Annotated in this window: 16 protein-coding genes; 6 read left to right on the top strand and 10 right to left on the bottom strand. The window is 66.8% G+C overall.

Going from position 1 to position 17,581, the window contains the following annotated elements; genetic code table 11:
- Positions 1-2: 2 nt before the first annotated feature.
- The 4 genes from MBELCI_RS04530 to MBELCI_RS04515 all read right to left on the bottom strand — a co-directional run bounded on the left by MBELCI_RS04530 (position 3) and on the right by MBELCI_RS04515 (position 4,314).
- Positions 3-467 (bottom strand): lytic transglycosylase domain-containing protein, encoded by a 465-nt coding sequence (locus MBELCI_RS04530; RefSeq protein ID WP_021692973.1) that lies wholly within the window; start codon positions 465-467, stop codon positions 3-5.
- Positions 468-811: 344 nt separating this feature from the next.
- The gene (locus MBELCI_RS04525; RefSeq protein ID WP_045319704.1) at positions 812-1,165 is read right to left on the bottom strand and encodes a DUF1850 domain-containing protein; all 354 of its coding nucleotides are present in this window, start codon (positions 1,163-1,165) and stop codon (positions 812-814) included.
- Entirely contained in the window at positions 1,162-3,255 is a 2,094-nt protein-coding gene (locus MBELCI_RS04520) for a TRAP transporter permease (protein ID WP_021692970.1), read from the bottom strand. Before MBELCI_RS04520 ends, MBELCI_RS04525 begins: the two co-directional genes overlap by 4 nt.
- Before the next feature lie 105 nt (positions 3,256-3,360).
- The gene (locus tag MBELCI_RS04515; RefSeq protein ID WP_021692969.1) at positions 3,361-4,314 is read right to left on the bottom strand and encodes a TAXI family TRAP transporter solute-binding subunit; all 954 of its coding nucleotides are present in this window, start codon (positions 4,312-4,314) and stop codon (positions 3,361-3,363) included.
- 195 nt (positions 4,315-4,509) lie between these two features.
- Here MBELCI_RS04515 and MBELCI_RS04510 point away from each other — a divergent pair, with 195 nt between their 5' ends.
- Positions 4,510-7,029, top strand: a complete 2,520-nt coding sequence (locus MBELCI_RS04510; RefSeq protein WP_021692968.1) for a cation:proton antiporter — start codon at positions 4,510-4,512, stop codon at positions 7,027-7,029.
- On the opposite strand, the gene MBELCI_RS04505 is transcribed toward MBELCI_RS04510, so the two are convergent.
- A complete protein-coding gene (locus MBELCI_RS04505) occupies positions 6,968-7,621 on the bottom strand; it encodes a gamma-glutamyl kinase (RefSeq protein ID WP_369385354.1) in 654 nt (217 codons plus the stop codon). The genes MBELCI_RS04510 and MBELCI_RS04505 overlap by 62 nt on opposite strands.
- Positions 7,622-7,796: 175 nt before the next feature.
- Between MBELCI_RS04505 and recA the strand changes: the two genes are divergently transcribed.
- The 4 genes from recA (at position 7,797) to MBELCI_RS04485 (ending at position 12,462) form a co-directional block, all read left to right on the top strand.
- Complete coding sequence (gene recA, locus MBELCI_RS04500; RefSeq protein ID WP_021692967.1) at positions 7,797-8,885, top strand: recombinase RecA; 1,089 nt, start codon at positions 7,797-7,799, stop codon at positions 8,883-8,885.
- Between the two features lie 147 nt (positions 8,886-9,032).
- Complete coding sequence (gene alaS / locus MBELCI_RS04495) at positions 9,033-11,711, top strand: alanine--tRNA ligase (RefSeq protein ID WP_021692966.1); 2,679 nt, start codon at positions 9,033-9,035, stop codon at positions 11,709-11,711.
- Positions 11,708-11,992, top strand: coding sequence for a DUF1330 domain-containing protein (locus MBELCI_RS04490; RefSeq protein ID WP_021692965.1), 285 nt, complete (start codon positions 11,708-11,710; stop codon positions 11,990-11,992). The genes alaS and MBELCI_RS04490 overlap by 4 nt, the downstream gene beginning before the upstream one ends.
- A 107-nt stretch (positions 11,993-12,099) precedes the next feature.
- A complete protein-coding gene (locus MBELCI_RS04485) occupies positions 12,100-12,462 on the top strand; it encodes an MOSC domain-containing protein (RefSeq protein ID WP_021692964.1) in 363 nt (120 codons plus the stop codon).
- A 65-nt stretch (positions 12,463-12,527) separates the two neighbouring features.
- Here the strand turns inward: MBELCI_RS04485 and typA are convergent, their stop codons facing one another.
- The 5 genes from typA to MBELCI_RS04460 form a co-directional block, all read right to left on the bottom strand.
- The gene (typA, locus tag MBELCI_RS04480; RefSeq protein WP_021692963.1) at positions 12,528-14,345 is read right to left on the bottom strand and encodes a translational GTPase TypA; all 1,818 of its coding nucleotides are present in this window, start codon (positions 14,343-14,345) and stop codon (positions 12,528-12,530) included.
- Between the two features lie 110 nt (positions 14,346-14,455).
- A complete protein-coding gene (locus MBELCI_RS04475; RefSeq protein ID WP_021692962.1) occupies positions 14,456-14,785 on the bottom strand; it encodes a DMT family transporter in 330 nt (109 codons plus the stop codon).
- A 10-nt stretch (positions 14,786-14,795) separates the two neighbouring features.
- Positions 14,796-15,407, bottom strand: coding sequence for a YitT family protein (locus MBELCI_RS04470; RefSeq protein WP_021692961.1), 612 nt, complete (start codon positions 15,405-15,407; stop codon positions 14,796-14,798).
- A gap of 39 nt (positions 15,408-15,446) precedes the next feature.
- The gene (locus MBELCI_RS04465) at positions 15,447-15,794 is read right to left on the bottom strand and encodes a hypothetical protein (protein ID WP_021692960.1); all 348 of its coding nucleotides are present in this window, start codon (positions 15,792-15,794) and stop codon (positions 15,447-15,449) included.
- Positions 15,795-15,799: 5 nt separating this feature from the next.
- Positions 15,800-17,011, bottom strand: a complete 1,212-nt coding sequence (locus MBELCI_RS04460) for an NADP-dependent isocitrate dehydrogenase (protein WP_021692959.1) — start codon at positions 17,009-17,011, stop codon at positions 15,800-15,802.
- A 136-nt stretch (positions 17,012-17,147) separates the two neighbouring features.
- On the opposite strand from MBELCI_RS04460, the gene MBELCI_RS04455 reads away from it, so the two are divergent.
- Positions 17,148-17,540 carry a DUF4112 domain-containing protein gene (locus MBELCI_RS04455; RefSeq protein WP_021692958.1) on the top strand — a complete coding sequence of 131 codons (393 nt, stop codon included), beginning with the start codon at positions 17,148-17,150 and terminating at the stop codon, positions 17,538-17,540.
- Positions 17,541-17,581 lie beyond the last annotated feature (41 nt).

Raw genomic sequence — 17,581 nt, 5'->3', positions numbered from 1 at the left:
GATCAACACTTCACTTCGCTGTCGCGCAGGCCGGTCTCGACTAGGAGGCAGCGGTTGCGCGCTTCGTAGTAGTAGCCCTGCGAATACCACTTCACCGCCTTGTCACGGTTGCCGTTCGACACGATCCACGCGCCGCGCAGGTAGCGCACAGCGTAGCGCAGGTTGGTTTCGGCATCGAGAAGCTCGGACGGGGCACCGCGATGGCCCATGGTGCGCGCGGTCTGCGGGCTGATCTGCATCAGACCGTAATACGAGCCGTTGCGCGCACGCGGGTTGTAGGAGCTTTCGCGCTGCACCACGCGGTGCACGAGATCGCGCGGCACCTTGTAGGCGTCGGCATAACCATTGATGAGCTGGCGCAGCTGCGAGCTCTCGTTCGGATAAAGGTCGGGGGGCGCCGGTTGCCTGCGTCCGCAGGCGGCGAGGACCAGAAAGCCCGCGAGGGCGGCGCGGCGGCTGTAGCGCATCGAATAGCTCCGTCAGGGAGGCGGTCCGACATGTTCTATCCCGCCGCGCCGGAGCGCGAAAGGGCGCGGCTCAGATCGCCGCGAAATCGCGGAAGATGGGTTTCGAAGGGGGTTGCTGCGCGCCTTGGCGCGGTTGGGAGGGTGCGTCCTCGGACGGGATATTGCTCGGCATGTCACGTTCCTTGTCTGCGGCCTTCACGAAGCCGCCAATCTGGGCGCTGCTTCACTCCGGCGGTTGCGATTCTTCAAGCCTGCTCGTGCAGGGCGTTCGCAGCCGGGCGAAAAAGCGGCACCGCATGGGCGACCTTCAGCCAACTCAACCAGCCTTTCCGCGTCAGGGTCCTTCAACAGGGCGTGAGGTGGAGCGCCTCGCCCGATTGCGTGCCAATTTCGCGACACTGCCCATCGGCACATAGCGTCCATCCCGCGCCCGTGGCGCCCGAGGCCGCGAGGTCGAGAGCGGGGACGCTGAGGCTCGGCTCCCAGACCCACCAGCCCTCCTCGAGCCGGGCCTCGGGGCCGGGCTCCATCCCCGCGCCCGAGCCGCGCACCCGGGCCTGTTCGAGATGCAGCGCGCCGTCTTCTACGCGCCAGCGCTCGCGCCATTCAGTCTTTTCGACCGAATGGGTCCAGCCGAGGTCGAACCCCCCGGTGGCGAGGCTCAGCGCCGCGCCCGCGATCATCAGGCAGGCGCTCATGCCGCGGCCGGGACGGGGCGACGGCGGATCAGCAGCGCCACGAGAAGGGCGAGGGCGAGGCCGATCCAGTCGGTGACGGGCCAGGCGGCGACCAGCGTGAAGGCCGCGATCATGGCGAGCGCGCGCAGCCATGCGGGCAGGGGCCGTCCGACCCAGCCGATGACGGCCGTGCCCCACAACCCGATCGAGAGCAGCGACTTGGTGATGATCCAAGCCACGGCCGGCCAGTAACCGATCGCCTCGGCCAGCGGGCCGCCCGCCTGCAGCATCAGCGCCGGCGAATAGACCGCCATGAACGGAATCACGAAGCCCGCCGCCGCGACCTTGATCGCCTCGATCGAGATCCTGAGGCCGCTCTCCTTGGCGATGGGGGCCGCGGCAAAGCAGGCCAGCGCCACGGGAGGTGTGAGGTCGGCGAGAATGCCGAAATAGAACACAAACATGTGGCTGACGATCAATGGCACGCCCAGCTCCAGCAGCGCCGGCCCCGCGATCGAAGAGGTGATGATGTAGTTGGGGATGGTCGGGATGCCCATGCCGAGCAGCAGGCAGGTGATCATCGTCAGAACGAGGCTGAGGAACAGGTTGTTCTGGCCCACGGCGACGATGAACTGGCCAAAGGTGTTGGCCGCCCCCGTGAGGGTCATCGCGCCGATGATCACACCGACCAGCGCGCAGGCCACTCCCACGGGGAGGGCGGTGCGCGCGCCGTCGGCGAGGCTGTCGCGGCACAGGAGCAGGGTTTCGCGCCCGCCCTTGAAAAAGACGCAGACCGCGACGAGCGCCGCGATCGCGACCACCAGCACCTCGATGCCCCATTGCAGGAAGGCGGCGGCGACGAGACCGAGGCCAACCCAGACAATGGCGCGCAGCACGGCGCTGGGCAAGCCAAGCGCGATGGAGCCACCGAGGATCAGAAGGACGGTAAGGCCGAGCCCGACCGTGCCGGCAAACAGCGGCGTGTAGCCGGTGAACAGAAGGTAGATCAGGATGCCCAGAGGGACGATCAGCATCCAGTTTTCACGGAGCGCGCCCAGCGCCGAGGGCAGCTCGGCCTTGGACAACCCACGCAGCCCGTGCTTTCCGGCCTCCAGATGCACCATCCAGAAGGCCGAGAGGAAGTAGAGGATCGCGGGCACGATGGCGGCCTTGACCACCTCCACGTATTCGACGCCCAGCGTCTCGGCCATGATGAAGGCCACGGCGCCCATCACGGGGGGCATGATCTGCCCCCCCATGGAGGCGGTGCTCTCGACCCCGCCGGCAAAGGCCGCGCGGTAGCCGAAGCGCTTCATCAGCGGGATCGTGAACTGTCCCGTCGTGACGACGTTGGCCACGCCCGAGCCCGAGATCGTGCCCATGAGGCCGGAGGAGACCACCGCGACCTTGGCGGCGCCGCCCTGTTTGTGACCGAACAGCCCGAGCGCGACATCGGTGAAGAGCCGGATCATCCCGGCCTTTTCGAGAAAGGCCCCGAACAGGATGAACAGGAAAATGTAGGTCGAGGACACGTAGATCGGGATGCCGTAGATGCCCTCGGTGCCGAAGGCCATGTGGTCGATCACCTGTTCGAAATCATAGCCACGATGGATCAACGGCGGCGGCAGGTATTGTCCCAGCAGCGTGTAGGCCAGAAAGGTGCCCGAGATGATCGGCAGCGCCGGGCCCATCAGCACCCAAGCCGCCGCGAAGACCGTGACGAGGGCCGTGACGCCGATGGCGAGGTCCATCGGCAGCGGGCGGCCCGCGCGCATGATCAGCGGCTGGTACTGCCACCACTGGTAGAGCGCGACCGCGACGCCCGCGGCGGCGAAGGCCCATGCGACGGTCTTCCACCCCGTGCCGCGCCTGCGCGCGGCGGCGACGAGGGGAAAGGTCATCAGCATCAGAAAGCCCACATGCAGCGCCCGCGTCACCTGGCTCGGCAGATCGAGGAGATGCGCGGCGGTGACGATCTGGAAGGTCGAGAAGGCAACTGCGATCCAGAACAGCCAATGCCCCGTGGCGCCCGGCGGAAAAGCCGAGATGTGGTGGTCGGGGCCTCCGGCCTCGGCGGGAATGTCGGTGAGCGGGTCTGGATGGGCGGTCATGGCGCAGGCTTTCGGGGCTGTCAGGGCAAAACGCCCCGTCTTCCGGCGGGAGGACGGGGCGCGCTCGGGGCGGGATCGACCCCTATGGGGGGGGCCGAAATCCGATCAGTCGATCATGCCCTGCTCGCGGTAGTAGCGCTCCGCGCCCGGATGCAGCGGGATCGGCATGCCGTTCAGCGCGTCCTCGATCTTGATGTCGGCGGCGGCCATGTGGTTGGCCTCGAGCGTGTCGAGGTTCTCGTAGAGCAGACGCGTCATCTCGTAGGCGAGATCGTCGGAGACGCCCGCATGGGTGACGAGGAAGTTCGACACCGCCACGGTGGACACGTCCTCCTCCTGACCGTCGTAGGTGCCCGCCGGGATGGTCGCGGCGACATAGGGCGCGCCCAGCGCCTCGGCGGTCTCGGCCGGGATCGCCACCACGTTGATGTCGATCGAGGAGGCGAGGTCGCGGATCGAGGCGACGCCGAGGCCCGCCGATTGCAGCGTGCCGTCGAGCTGGCGGTTCTTGATCAGCTCGACCGATTCCGCGAAAGGCAGGTACTCGGTCTTGCCCAGATCGTCGTAGCTCATCTCCATCGCGCCGAAGATGGCGCGGGCGTTGAGCTCGGTGCCCGAAGCCGGCGCGCCGACCGACAGGCCCTTGCCCTTGAGCTCTTCGAAGCTGGTGATGCCGCTCTCGGCGGAAGCGACGATCTGGATGTAGTTGGGATAGATCGCGGCGATGCCGCGGATCTGGTCGAGCGGCGCGGTGAAGCCCGCATCCGCGTTGCCTTCCCAGGCCATCGCCACCGTGTCACCGAGCGCGAAGGCCAGCTCGCCGCGCCCGTCCTGCAACAGGTTCATGTTCTCGACGCTCGCCTTGGTCGACTGCACCTGCGTGCGCGCGCCTTCGATGTTCTCGCCATAGATGTTCGAGAGGCCGACGCCGAGCGGGTAGTAGACGCCCGAGGTGCCGCCCGTCAGCACGTTGATGAACTCCTGCGCGTTTGCGGCCAGCGGCGCGGTCACGAGCGCGGCGCTCGCCGCCGCCCCCTTGAGAATGGTGGTGATGGTCATGAATTCCTCCCGTTGCGACGGCTCTCCCCGGCCGCCGTTCCGGTGGTGAGCCTGCCTCAGCGGCAGCGCTCTGGCAAGATGCGCGGTCAGGTTTCCTGACCGGTTGGAAGGAGCCCTCGGGCGGCGCGACGTTTCGCCGCCGATCCGCGCGCGCAGGCCATTTCCCGCGCCGCGACAAGGCTGTATCGCAGGGGCATGGACATCGTCATCGCCACCGTCATCCTCGCCTCGTTCTTCCTGCTGATCGGTTTGGGAGAGCCGCTCGCCGCGCGGTTGCGGCTGCCGTTCAACGTGATCCTCGCGGCTTTCGGCCTCATGGCGGGCGCGGGGGCCACGTTCTTTCTCAACACGCAGATCACCGATGCGCTGAACCCGGTGGCCGAGGCGATCCTGAACCTGCCGATCCGCTCGAACGTGTTCCTTTACGTGTTCCTGCCGACGCTGCTGTTCCAGGTGACGCTGGGGGTGAACCTGCGGCGGATGATCGACGACTGGGTGCCGATCCTGACGCTCGCCATCGTGGCAGTCGTGGTGGCGACCTTTTCGGTCGGCTACGCGCTGTTCCTGACGGGCGTGCTGCCGCTGATGGCGTGCCTTCTGATCGGCTCGATCGTGTCGACCACCGACCCCTCGGCCGTGGTCTCGATCTTTCGCAACCTCGCCGCACCACGCCGGCTGAGCCGGATCATCGAGGGCGAGAGCCTCCTGAACGACGCCGCCGCCATCGCGCTGTTCGGCCTGTTCATGGGCTTCGTGATGCGCGGCGTGCCCAACCCCGAGCTGGGCGCCGCGCTGGCGCAGTTCCCGTGGCTTCTGGGCGCGGGCGGTCTCACCGGCTGGATCATGGCGCAGATCGCGGTGCGGCTGATGCGCTGGCTGGGGCGGTTTCCGCTGGCGCAGATCTCGGTCTCCGTGGCGCTGCCCTATCTGGCCTATATCGTGGCCGAGAAGCTGGTCGGCGCCTCGGGTGTCATCGCAGTGGTGGGGGCGGGGCTGACACTCAACCTCGCGGCCCCCGGTCGTCTCTCGCCCGTGGCGTGGACCAACATGCGCGAGGTCTGGGACCTGCTGGCGCATTGGGCCGGGGCCTTCATCTTCCTGCTTGCGGCGCTGCTGATCCCGCGGCTGCTGCATGGCGCGCAGCTCATGGATTTCGTCCTCGTCGCCGTGGTCACGCTGGCCGCGCTGGGCGGACGGGTGGCGATCCTGTGGGGGCTGCTGCCGCTGCTGAGCCGCCTGCGCCTCTCGCCCCCGGTGGAGCGGCCCTACCGCATGGCGATCCTCTGGGGCGGCCTGCGCGGGGCGATCACGCTGGCGCTGGCGCTGGCCGTGACCGAAAGCCTGCGGGTGCCCGAGGAGGTGCGTCGCCTCACCGGCATCCTCGCCACCGGCTTCACCCTGTTCACCCTGATCGTGCAGGGCGTCACCCTGCGCCCTCTGGTCAAGCGGCTGGGTCTCGAGAAGCTGTCGCCGCTCGACGCGGCGCTTGCCCGGCAGGTCGTCGCCGTGGCGCTGCAGACCGTGCGCGAGTCGGTGAGCGAAGCGGCCGAGAACTATGGCCTCACGCGCGAAACGGTCCGCTCCGAGGCCAAGAGCTTCGCCGAACGGCTCGACGAGGCGGTGGCCAAGGCCGAAGAGGGCGAGGCGATCTCGGACCGCGACCGGATCACGCTGGGCCTGATCGCGCTGGCAGGCGCGGAACGCGAGCATGTTCTTCAATTGTTCCGGGACCGGGCGATTTCCAACCGGCAGGCAGAGCGGGCCTTGGCCGAAGCCGATCGGCTGATCGAGATGACCCGCTCCAGCGGGCGCATGGGGTATCGGCGCGCCGCCCGCGAGAGCCTCGGGCAGGGCGGGCCGACGCGCTTCGCGGCCTTCCTGCACAACCGGCTGCACATCTCCGGACCGCTGGCGGGGCTCACCTCCGACCGGTTCGAACTGCTGTTGACCCAAGGGCTCGTGCTGCGCGATCTCGATGGTTTCATCGACAACCGCATCCGCCGCATTCACGGACGCCGCGTGGCGGAGCTGCTGCACGAGCTGATCGGACGGCGCGGTGAGCAGGTGGCCCAAGCGCTCGACGGGCTCAGGCTCCAGTATCCGGGCTATGCCGAGGAGTTGGAGCGCCGCTTCATCCGCCGCACCGCGCTTCGGATCGAGGAGCGCGAATACGCGGCGCTGCGCGAGGACGGGCTGATCGGGCCGGAACTTCACGCGACGCTGCTGGCGCAGCTCGAAGCGCAGCGCATGGAGGCCGAGGCCCGGCCCAAGCTCGACCTCGCGGTGCAAAAGGCCGTTCTGGTGCAGCAATTCCCGCTCTTCGCCGATCTCGACGAGGCGGTGCGCCAGCGGCTCTCCAAGGCGCTGGTCACGCGCTTCGTCGCCGCCGGCGAGGTGCTGCAGCAGCGCGACGCCACCGCCCGGGCGGTCAGTTTCATCGCCTCGGGCGCGGTGGAGGTCGAAACCGCGGGCCAGACGGTGCGGCTTGGCCGGGGCGAGATGTTCGGTCAGCTGGCGCTGCTTTCGCCACGCAGGCGGCGCGTCGAGGTGCGCGCGATCAGCCACGGGGTGCTTCTCGAGTTGGACGAGGCGCGGTTCCTGCGGCTGATGCGGCGCAGCCCGGCGCTGCGCGAGGCGGTGCGCGAGAGCGCGCTCAAGCGCGGCATGGACCCCGAACGCGCCGCCGCGCTGGGCACGACGCCGGAGGCGGCCTAGGTGCGCGCCGCCTGCCAGACCGCGAACTCGGCCTCGCGCTTGCGCCGCAACTTGGAGGCGACGTGGTCGGGAAGCTCCATCGGATGTTCTGGCGAGACATTGAGCGGGGCAGATCGATCGACAGCGACAGCCGCTCTTCGAGGAACCCCTTGAGGCTCTCCATCGCCTCGTAGCGGAACAGGTGATCGACGCCGATGCTGCCCTCTCCGTCGCCCACGAAACGCGCCTGGCTGCCGACCGAGGCGTAGGGCGCGGGCTTGCCACGGGCGTACTGGTCCACGAACTCCTCGAAGGGCACGCCGCGCGTCGAGTTGGGGTGCCCCGCGAGATCGTCGCGCTGCCGGTATCGCCACCAACTGCCGAGCCAGTCCACCGGCTCGCGCACCGCCGCCACCGTCTCGAAGCCCTCGCCCCCCGCCGCTTCGATCAGCGGCACCACGAAGCGGCGGGCGCGATAGAGCGGCGCGTGCTTGATCTGCGGCGGGTCGCGCAGCACGAACTGCGCGCGCGGCGCCAACGCGCCCTCCAGTGCCGTGGTGCCGGTCTTGGGCACCGCCAGCAGGATCAAGCGCTCTTTCCAGAATACCAGCATGACGCTCTCCGTGACGTGATCTCGGTAACCTTACATTAACCGCTCCCGAGGAAAACTGCGGGCATGTTTCCCTTGCAATGTTCTCCTTATGGTCTCATATCCAGCATAGTGAACAAGACATGAACGACGCAATGATTGCCGCCATGTGGCGGGTGTGGGATAAGGATTGCGAACAATGGCAATGGCAGATCTTCTCCAGATGAGCGACAAGCGCACGGCAGACCGGCAGAAGGCGCTCGACAGCGCCCTGGCCCAAATCGAACGGCAGTTCGGCAAGGGCTCCATCATGAAGCTCGGTGGCGAGAACAAGTTTCCCGACATCGAGGCGACCTCGACCGGATCGCTCGGTCTCGACATCGCGCTGGGCATCGGCGGCCTGCCCAAAGGGCGGATCATCGAGATCTATGGCCCCGAAAGCTCGGGCAAGACGACGCTGACGCTGCACGCCGTCGCCGAGGAGCAGAAGAAGGGCGGCGTCTGCGCCTTCGTCGACGCCGAGCACGCGCTCGATCCGCAATACGCCAAGAAGGTCGGGGTGAACCTCGACGAGCTTCTGATCTCGCAGCCCGACACCGGCGAGCAGGCGCTCGAGATCGTCGACACGCTGGTCCGCTCGGGCGCGGTGTCGATGGTCGTGGTCGATTCGGTCGCGGCGCTGACGCCGAAGTCCGAACTCGAAGGCGACATGGGCGACAGCTCGGTCGGCGTGCATGCCCGCCTGATGTCACAGGCGATGCGCAAGCTCACCGGCTCGATCTCGCGCTCCAACTGCATGGTCATCTTCATCAACCAGATCCGGATGAAGATTGGCGTCATGTTCGGCTCGCCCGAGACGACCACCGGCGGCAACGCGCTCAAGTTCTATGCCTCCGTGCGCCTCGACATCCGCCGCATCGGCGCGATCAAGGACCGCGACGAGGTCGTCGGCAACGCCACCCGCGTGAAGGTCGTCAAGAACAAGGTCGCGCCTCCGTTCAAGCAGGTCGAGTTCGACATCATGTATGGCGAGGGCATCTCCAAGACCGGCGAGCTTCTCGATCTCGGGGTGAAGGCCGGCGTGGTCGACAAGTCCGGCTCGTGGTTCTCCTATGGCGATCAGCGGATCGGTCAGGGCCGCGAGAACGCCAAGACCTTCCTCAAGGAGAACGCGAGCGTCGCCAACGAGATCGAAGACAAGATCCGTGCCGCCCATGGTCTCGAATTCGGCATGACCGAAGAGACGGGGAACGGCGGTAGCGACGACGACGATCTCGTCGACATGTGATCCGCTCCCGCATAAAACAGGAGGGCCGGGGCGCAAGCTCCGGCCTCCTGCGTTCGAGAGGGCCGCCACGGGCGTTGATGCGCGCGGGACTTTACGCGCAGCGAGGCCGGGGATAGGACGGCTACGCCGCGACCCGAAGGAGACGTCATGACCAGCCTCGCCGATATCCGCTCCACTTTTCTGGATTTCTACAAGCGGCAGGGCCACGCCGTGGTCCGCAGTTCGCCGCTGGTGCCCCGCAACGACCCCACCTTGATGTTCACCAACTCGGGCATGGTGCAGTTCAAGAACCTGTTCACCGGGGTCGAGACGCGCGACTACACCCGTGCCACCACGGCGCAGAAATGCGTGCGCGCGGGCGGCAAACACAACGATCTCGACAATGTGGGCTATACCGCGCGGCACCACACCTTCTTCGAGATGATGGGCAACTTCTCCTTCGGCGACTACTTCAAGGAAGAGGCGATCCGCTATTCGTGGGAGCTTCTGACCAAAGATTTCGGCCTGAACCCCGACAAGCTTCTGGTTACGGTGTTCCACACCGACGACGAGGCGGCGAACCTTTGGAAGAAGATCGCAAACCTGCCCGACGAGCGGATCATCCGCATCGCGACCTCGGACAATTTCTGGATGATGGGGCCGACCGGTCCCTGCGGCCCGTGCTCCGAGATCTTCTATGACCACGGCCCCGAGATCTGGGGCGGCCCTCCGGGCAGCCCCGAAGAGGATGGCGACCGGTTCATCGAGATCTGGAACATCGTCTTCATGCAATACGAGCAGTTCGAGGACGGCACCCGCCGCGACCTCGATGCGCAGTCGATCGACACCGGCATGGGGCTGGAGCGGATCGGCGCGCTCTTGCAGGGCAAGCACGACAATTACGACACCGACCTGATGCGTTCGCTGATCGAGGCCTCGGCGCATGCCACCTCGACCGATCCCGACGGTGCCGCCAAGATGCATCACCGCGTCGTGGCCGATCACCTGCGCTCGACCTCCTTCCTGATCGCCGACGGCGTGATGCCCTCGAACGAGGGGCGCGGCTACGTGCTGCGAAGGATCATGCGTCGCGCCATGCGCCACGCCCACCAGATCGGCGCCAAGGACCCGCTGATGCACCGTCTGGTGCCGGCGCTGGTGCAGGAAATGGGCGCGGCCTATCCCGAACTGGGTCAGGCCCGCGCGCTGATCGAAGAGACGCTGCGCGCCGAGGAGACCCGGTTCCGGCAGACGCTGGAGCGGGGCCTGCGGCTCTTGGATGACGAGCTGTCGGGCCTGCCCGAAGGGGCGGCTTTGCCCGGTCAGGCGGCGTTCAAGCTCTATGACACCTACGGCTTCCCGCTCGACCTCACGCAGGACGCGCTGCGCGAGAAGGGCCGCGGCGTCGACACCGAAGCCTTCGACGCCGCCATGGCCGAGCAGAAGGCCAAGGCCCGCGCCGCATGGTCCGGCTCGGGCGAGGTGGCCGACGCCTCGCATTGGTACGACCTCGCCGACACGCATGGCGCGACCGAGTTTCTCGGCTATGACACCGAGGAAGCCGAGGGCCAGATCCTCGCCGTGCTGAGCGGTGCCGAGCAGATCGAAAAGGCCGAGATCGGCACCAAGGTGCAGGTCGTGCTGAATCAGACGCCGTTCTACGCCGAAAGCGGCGGTCAGGTCGGCGACACCGGCACCATCCGCACCGAAACGGGCCTTGTGCGCGTCACCGACTGCCGCCGCATCGCCGGGCTCTTCGTCCATGTGGGCGAGGTGGCCGAGGGGCATGTCGAACGCGGGCAGGGCGCCGAGCTCAAGGTCGATCACACGCGCCGCACCGGCATCCGCGCCAACCACTCGGCAACCCACCTGCTCAATGAGGCGCTGCGCGCGGCCTTGGGCGATCACGTGGCCCAGCGCGGCTCACTCAACGCGCATGACCGGCTCCGCTTCGACTTCAGCCACGGTGCCGCGCTGACCCCCGCCGAGATCGAGAAGATCGAGGACGAGGTCAACGAGATGATCCGGCAGAACTCTCCCGTCGAGACGCGGGTGATGACCCCGGACGAGGCGCGAGGCCTTGGCGCGCAGGCACTGTTCGGCGAGAAATACGGCGACGAGGTTCGCGTCGTGTCGATGGGCCGGCTCGACGGCTCGGGCAAGGGCACCGATCAGGCGACCTATTCGATCGAGCTGTGCGGCGGCACCCATGTGCGCCAGACCGGCGACATCGGGGCTTTCGTGCTGCTATCGGACAGCGCGTCCTCCTCGGGCGTGCGCCGGATCGAGGCGCTGACCGGCCGCGAGGCTCTCAAGCATCTCGCGCAACAGGGCCAGACCCTTTCGGAGGTGGCGCAGATCCTCAAGACGCCGGTGTCGGAGGTGCTTGAACGGGTGAAGGCGCTGGCCGAAGAGCGCCGCCGTCTCGCCAATGAGGTGGCGCAGCTCAAGCGCGACATCGCCATGGGCGGAAGCTCCGGCGGGGCGGGCGCGCAGGCGGTCGAGGTCGCCGGCGTGAAGTTTCAGGGCCAGGTGCTCAAGGGCGTGACCGGCAAGGATCTTCCGGCGCTGATCGACCAGATCAAGGGCCAGATCGGTTCGGGCGCGGTGCTGCTCATTGCCGAGACCGGTGGCAAGGCAGCCGTGGCGGCGGGCGTCACCGATGATCTCAAGGACAAGGTCTCGGCGGTCGATCTGTTGCGCGCGGCGGTGGCCGAGCTTGGCGGTAAGGGCGGCGGCGGCCGTGCGGACATGGCGCAGGGCGGCGCGGCGAGCGCCGACAATGCCAAGGCCGCGATCAAGGCCGCCGAGGCGGTGCTGGCGCAGGCCGTGGAGGGCGTGGCATGAGCGCGCTCTGGATCGCCCATGTGACCGTCACCGACGAGGCAGCCTACATGGAATACGCGAAACGCGCGACCGGCGCGATCGCCGAGCATGGCGGCGCCTTTCTGGTACGTGGTGGCGCTTATGAGCAGCTTGAGGGCAAGGACCGTCCGCGCAATGTCGTGGCCCGGTTCCCGAGCCTTCAGGCGGCGCATGACTGCTACCATTCGGCGGCCTATCAGGAGGCGCTGAGCTTTGCGCGCGGCGCGGCCGAGCGCGATCTGGTGATCGTCGAGGAGATCTGAGGCTGGAGACGGTCGCAAGCCTCACCTCGCGGTTTCCGCGCCCCGGCCGGGTCGAGTGGATCGGAACGAGGCCCGCGCGACGCGCGGGCCTTCTCTCCGTCGCCAGGGTGGAGATCACCGCCTCGGGCCTCGCGGGCGATCACGCGCGGCCAGGCAAGCGGGCGGTGACGCTCCTCCAATCCGAGCATCTGCCGGTCATCGCGTCTTTGTCGGCGCTGGAGACGGTCGCGCCTGAAACCCTGCGCCGCAACATCGTCGTATCGGGTGTGAACCTGACCGCCGCGCGGCACCGCGACCTGCGCGTCGGCACGGCTCTGCTGCGGTTTTCGGTGCCCTGCGCGCCGTGCTCGCGCATGGAGGTCGCGCTCGGCGAGGGCGGTTATAACGCGATGCGCGGGCATGGCGGCTGGTGTCTGGAGGTGATCGAGCCGGGATGGGTCGAACTCGGCGACGCGGTCACGCCGGTCTGACACCACGACGGAACGAAAAACGCCCGGTCTTTCGACCAGGCGTTTTCATGTTCGGATAGCGTCGATCAGCTCGCGCGCGCCTGACGCTTGCGCTCGTGCGGGTCGAGGAACCGCTTGCGCATGCGCACGGCGAGCGGGGTCACTTCGACCAGCTCGTCGTCGTCGATATAGGCGATCGCCTGCTCGAGGCTCAGCTCGACGGGCGGCGTCAGGCGGACCGCTTCGTCGGTGCCCGAAGCCCGCACGTTGGTCAGCTTCTTGCCCTTGAGCGGGTTCACTTCGAGATCGTTGTCACGGCTGTGCTCGCCGATGATCATGCCCTCATAGACCGGGGCCTGCGGGTGGATGAACATCTTGCCGCGATCTTCGAGGTTCCACAGCGCGTAGGCCACCGCGGTGCCGTTCTCCATCGAGATCAGCACGCCCTGACGCCGGCCTTGGATCGCGCCCTTGTGCGGGGTCCAGCCGTGGAAGATACGGTTGAGAACGCCCGAGCCGCGCGTGTCGGTCAGGAATTCGCCGTGATAGCCGATCAGGCCGCGGGAGGGCACGTAGGCGATGATCCGGGTCTTGCCGGTGCCCGCGGGCTTCATCTCGGCCAGCTCGCCCTTGCGGGCGCCGGTGAGCTTTTCGACCACGGCGCCGGTGTATTCGTCATCGACGTCGATGGTGACTTCCTCGACCGGCTCCATGCGGACGCCGTCTTCTTCCTTGAAGATCACCTGCGGACGCGAAATCGACAGCTCGAAGCCTTCGCGGCGCATGTTCTCGATCAGCACGCCCATCTGCAATTCGCCACGGCCCGAAACCTCGAAGGCCTCGCCGCCGGGCGTGTCGTCGATGCGGATCGCGACGTTCGATTCGGCTTCCTTGTGGAGCCGCTCGCGGATCACGCGCGACTGCACCTTCTTGCCATCGCGGCCGGCGAGCGGGCTGTCGTTGATGCCGAAGGTCACGGTGATGGTCGGCGGATCAATCGGCTGGGCCGGGATCGCCTCCTCGACCGAGAGGTCGCAGATCGTGTCGGCCACGGTGGCCTTGGACATGCCGGCGAGGGTCACGATGTCACCGGCCTCGGCAACCTCGATCGGCTGCTGGCCGAGGCCACGGAAGGCGAGGATCTTGGAGACGCGGAACTGCTCGATCTTGTCGCCCTTGCGCGACAGCGCTTTGACGGTCTCGTTGGCCCGCAGCGAACCGCTCTCGACGCGGCCGGTCAGGATTCGGCCCAGGAACGGGTCGGCCGACAGCGTGGTGGCCAGCATGCGGAAGGGCTCGTTCTTGGCCTGCTGCTGCTTGGGCGCGGGAACGTGCTTGACGATCAGGTCGAACAGCGCGGTCAGGTCCTTGCGCGGCCCGTCGAGCTCCATGTCGGCCCAGCCAGAGCGGCCGGAGGCGTACATCGCGGGGAAATCGAGCTGATCTTCATCGGCGCCGAGGTTGGCGAAGAGGTCGAAGCATTCGTCGAGCGCACGGTCGGGCTCGGCGTCCTGCTTGTCGACCTTGTTGAGCACCACGATCGGACGCAGGCCGAGGGCCAGCGCCTTGGAGGTCACGAATTTGGTCTGCGGCATCGGGCCTTCGGCAGCGTCTACCAGCAGCACCACGCCATCGACCATCGACAGGATCCGCTCCACCTCACCGCCGAAATCGGCGTGACCGGGGGTGTCGACGATGTTGATGCGGGTGTCGCCCCACTCGACAGAGGTCGCCTTGGCGAGGATGGTGATCCCGCGCTCGCGCTCGATGTCGTTGCTGTCCATGGCGCGCTCGGAGACGGCCTGGTTCTCGCGGAAGGCGCCGGACTGTTTCAGGAGCTCGTCCACCAGCGTCGTCTTGCCGTGGTCAACGTGCGCGATGATCGCGATGTTGCGGATTTCCATTCAATTCACTCTTTCAGGGGTCAGCGCGCCTCTACACCAAAATCGCGCGGTTGGCCAGCCTTGTCGCCGCGGCGCGGCGGCATGGCGGGGATGCGCGCGACGAGACGCTCTCAGTGCGGGTTGTTGCCCGAAAAGACGTTGATGACGACGATGCCCGAAAGGATCAGCGACATGCCGACCAGCGCCGCCGCGTCGAGCTTCTGGCCGAACAGGGTCCAGCCGATCGCGGCGATGAGCACGATCCCGAGGCCCGCCCAGATCGCATATGCGATGCCCACGGGAATGGCTTCGAGCGCCAGCGACAGCAGGTAGAACGACAGGCAATAGCCCAGCACGGCGACCACGGCAGGGCCGGGGCGAGTGAACTGCTGGCTGGCATGCAGCGCGGTGGTGGCGACGGTTTCGCAGGCGATGGCGAAGAACAGGACGATCCAAGGCATGGGCGGCACCTCAGGTGGCGATGTAACGGTCTCGGCGGTGGTTGAACGCGATCACCGTATTGAGGATCACCGCGCCCAGAAGTGACCACAGCACCGTGGTCGTGTCGAACAGCATCAGGGCTGTGGCGAAGATCATCGCGTCGGCCCCAAGCTGCACGTAGCCCGCGCGAAAGCCAAGGCGATCCTGCACGATGAGCGCCACGATGCCCAAGCCTCCGAGGCTGCCATTGTGGCGAAACACACCCAAGAGGCCGAGACCGGTGAGCACGCCGAACACGGTCGCGCCGAGCCATGTGTCGAGGCGCACGATTTCGAAATGCGCTGGCAGAAACTCGGTCAGGGCCGAGAGCAGCGTCACCGAGATGATCGATTTGAGCGTGAACTCCGGCCCCATCCGCAGCCAGGCCAGCCAGTAGAACGGCAGGTTGATCGCGAAGAATACCGCGCCGAAGGACCAGCTTGTCAGATAGGAGATGATCACGGCGATGCCCGCCGTCTGGCCGGTGATCAGGCCCACCTGCGTCAGGACATGCAGCCCGATCGAGCAGGCGAAGACACCGATGCCGAGGCCTTGGAGGTCCTCGACGACGGAGTGGCGGGTGGGGGTAGAGACGCTGCGCATTTCCGTCACATAGGGCAGGTATTCTGACCTGTCTAGGGGTCAGTCGCCCCGCAGGCGCGGCGGAAGCTCGCAGCCCCAGACCCGCGCGCCGGGGATGAACCGATGCGACATCTGCACGGGCAGGTTCGGCAGTTCGCAGGCGTGGAAGGGCGGCTGCGCGTCACGCGGCAGCGCCTGGTCGGGCCGCAGCCAGATGCGGCGGCCGTTGACCAGATCGCCCGCATGCACTACGAGATCGACGTCGCAGCGGTTGGTGCGCACGGCCGAGATGCAGTCATCGGCCACGGGAAGGCGTTCGCCGCCCCAGCGGTCGCGGGCAACAGAGACGAGGACGGCGGCCCCGATCAGGACCGCCGCCACCATCATCAATTTGCGCGGAAAGCGCATGGCACTCAGGCGAGCGACTTGTTGAGATACTCGTCGATCTTCTCGAGGAAGCCCATGGTGGTAAGCCACTTCTGATCGGGTCCGACGAGCAGCGCGAGGTCCTTGGTCATGTGACCGTCCTCGACCGCCTGCACGGTGACCTTTTCGAGCGTCTCGGCGAAGGTCATGAGCTGCGCGTTGTCATCGAGCTTGGCACGGTGCTTGAGACCGCCGGTCCAGGCGTAGATCGAGGCGATCGAGTTGGTCGAGGTCTGCTCGCCCTTCTGGTGCTGGCGGAAGTGACGCGTCACGGTGCCATGCGCGGCCTCGGCCTCGACGATCTTGCCGTCCGGGGTCATCAGCTGCGAGGTCATCAGGCCCAAGCTGCCGAAGCCCTGCGCCACGGTGTCGGACTGCACGTCGCCATCGTAGTTCTTGCAGGCCCAGACATAGCCGCCAGACCACTTCATCGCCGCCGCGACCATGTCGTCGATCAGGCGATGCTCATAGGTGATGCCGGCCTTCTTGAAGTCTTCGGCGAACTCGGCGTCGAACACCTCCTGGAACAGGTCCTTGAAGCGGCCGTCATAGGCCTTGAGGATCGTGTTCTTGGTCGAGAGGTACACCGGCCAGCCGCGGGCGAGGCCGTAGTTCATCGAGGCGCGGGCGAAGTCGCGGATCGAATCGTCGAGGTTGTACATCGCCATGGTGACGCCGGAGGAGGGCGCATCGAACACCTCCTTCTCGATGGTTTCGCCATCCTCGCCGACGAACTTGATCGTCAGCTTGCCCTTGCCCGGAAAGCGGAAGTCGGTGGCGCGGTACTGGTCGCCAAAGGCGTGACGGCCGACGACGATCGGCTGGGTCCAGCCCGGCACGAGGCGCGGCACGTTGCGGCAGATGATCGGCTCGCGGAAGATGACGCCGCCGAGGATGTTGCGGATCGTGCCGTTGGGCGAACGGTACATCCGCTTGAGGCCGAACTCCTCGACGCGGGCCTCGTCGGGGGTGATCGTCGCGCATTTGACGCCGACGCCGTATTTCTGGATCGCATGGGCCGCGTCGACCGTGATCTGGTCGTCGGTCTCGTCGCGTGCCTCGATGCCGAGGTCGTAATATTTCAGGTCGATGTCAAGATAGGGCAGGATCAGTTTCTGCTTGATGAAGTCCCAGATGATCCGGGTCATCTCGTCGCCGTCGAGCTCGACGACCGGATTTTCGACTTTGATCTTGGTCACGGGGGCCTCCGCGTTTGTTATGCTGTCTCGTCGCGGGGCATAACGTGTCTCGCGCCGGTTTGGAAGGCGGCATACACTCGTATACGATCGAACTTCGCGCAGTTTCACGTGTTGAGGCAGCTAAAGGAGCCAGATCATGCCGAAAGACACCGCCGCACCCATCCGCCACGCCGAGGAGCTGGCCCGGCTCGACCGCATGGCGCATCTGATGGATGCGCGTTTCAAGCTGTTCGGATTTCGGTTCGGCTATGACAGCCTGCTCGGGTTGATCCCGGGCGTCGGCGACACGATTTCGCTCGCGCCCTCGGCATGGCTGGTGTGGCGGGCGCATCAGCTCGGGGTGCCGCGCCGCAAGATCGGGCGCATGGCGCTCAACACGGGCGTGGACTACGTCGTGGGCTCGATCCCGGTGATCGGCGATCTCATCGATTTCGGCTTCAAAGCCAACCTGCGCAACGCGGCGATCCTGCGCGAGCATCTGGAGCGGGACGCGGTGGCGTCGGCGCGCGATGTGACACCGCGCGCCTGACCGGGGCGGCGCGTCATGAGTATTTCAATAGTGAAGTAGCG

The sequence above is a fragment of the Limimaricola cinnabarinus LL-001 genome, assembly GCF_000466965.1.
Classification (GTDB): Bacteria; Pseudomonadota; Alphaproteobacteria; order Rhodobacterales; family Rhodobacteraceae; genus Limimaricola; species Limimaricola cinnabarinus.
Note: the sequence above shows the minus strand (reverse complement) of the source record. Positions and strands in the feature narration are given on the sequence as shown.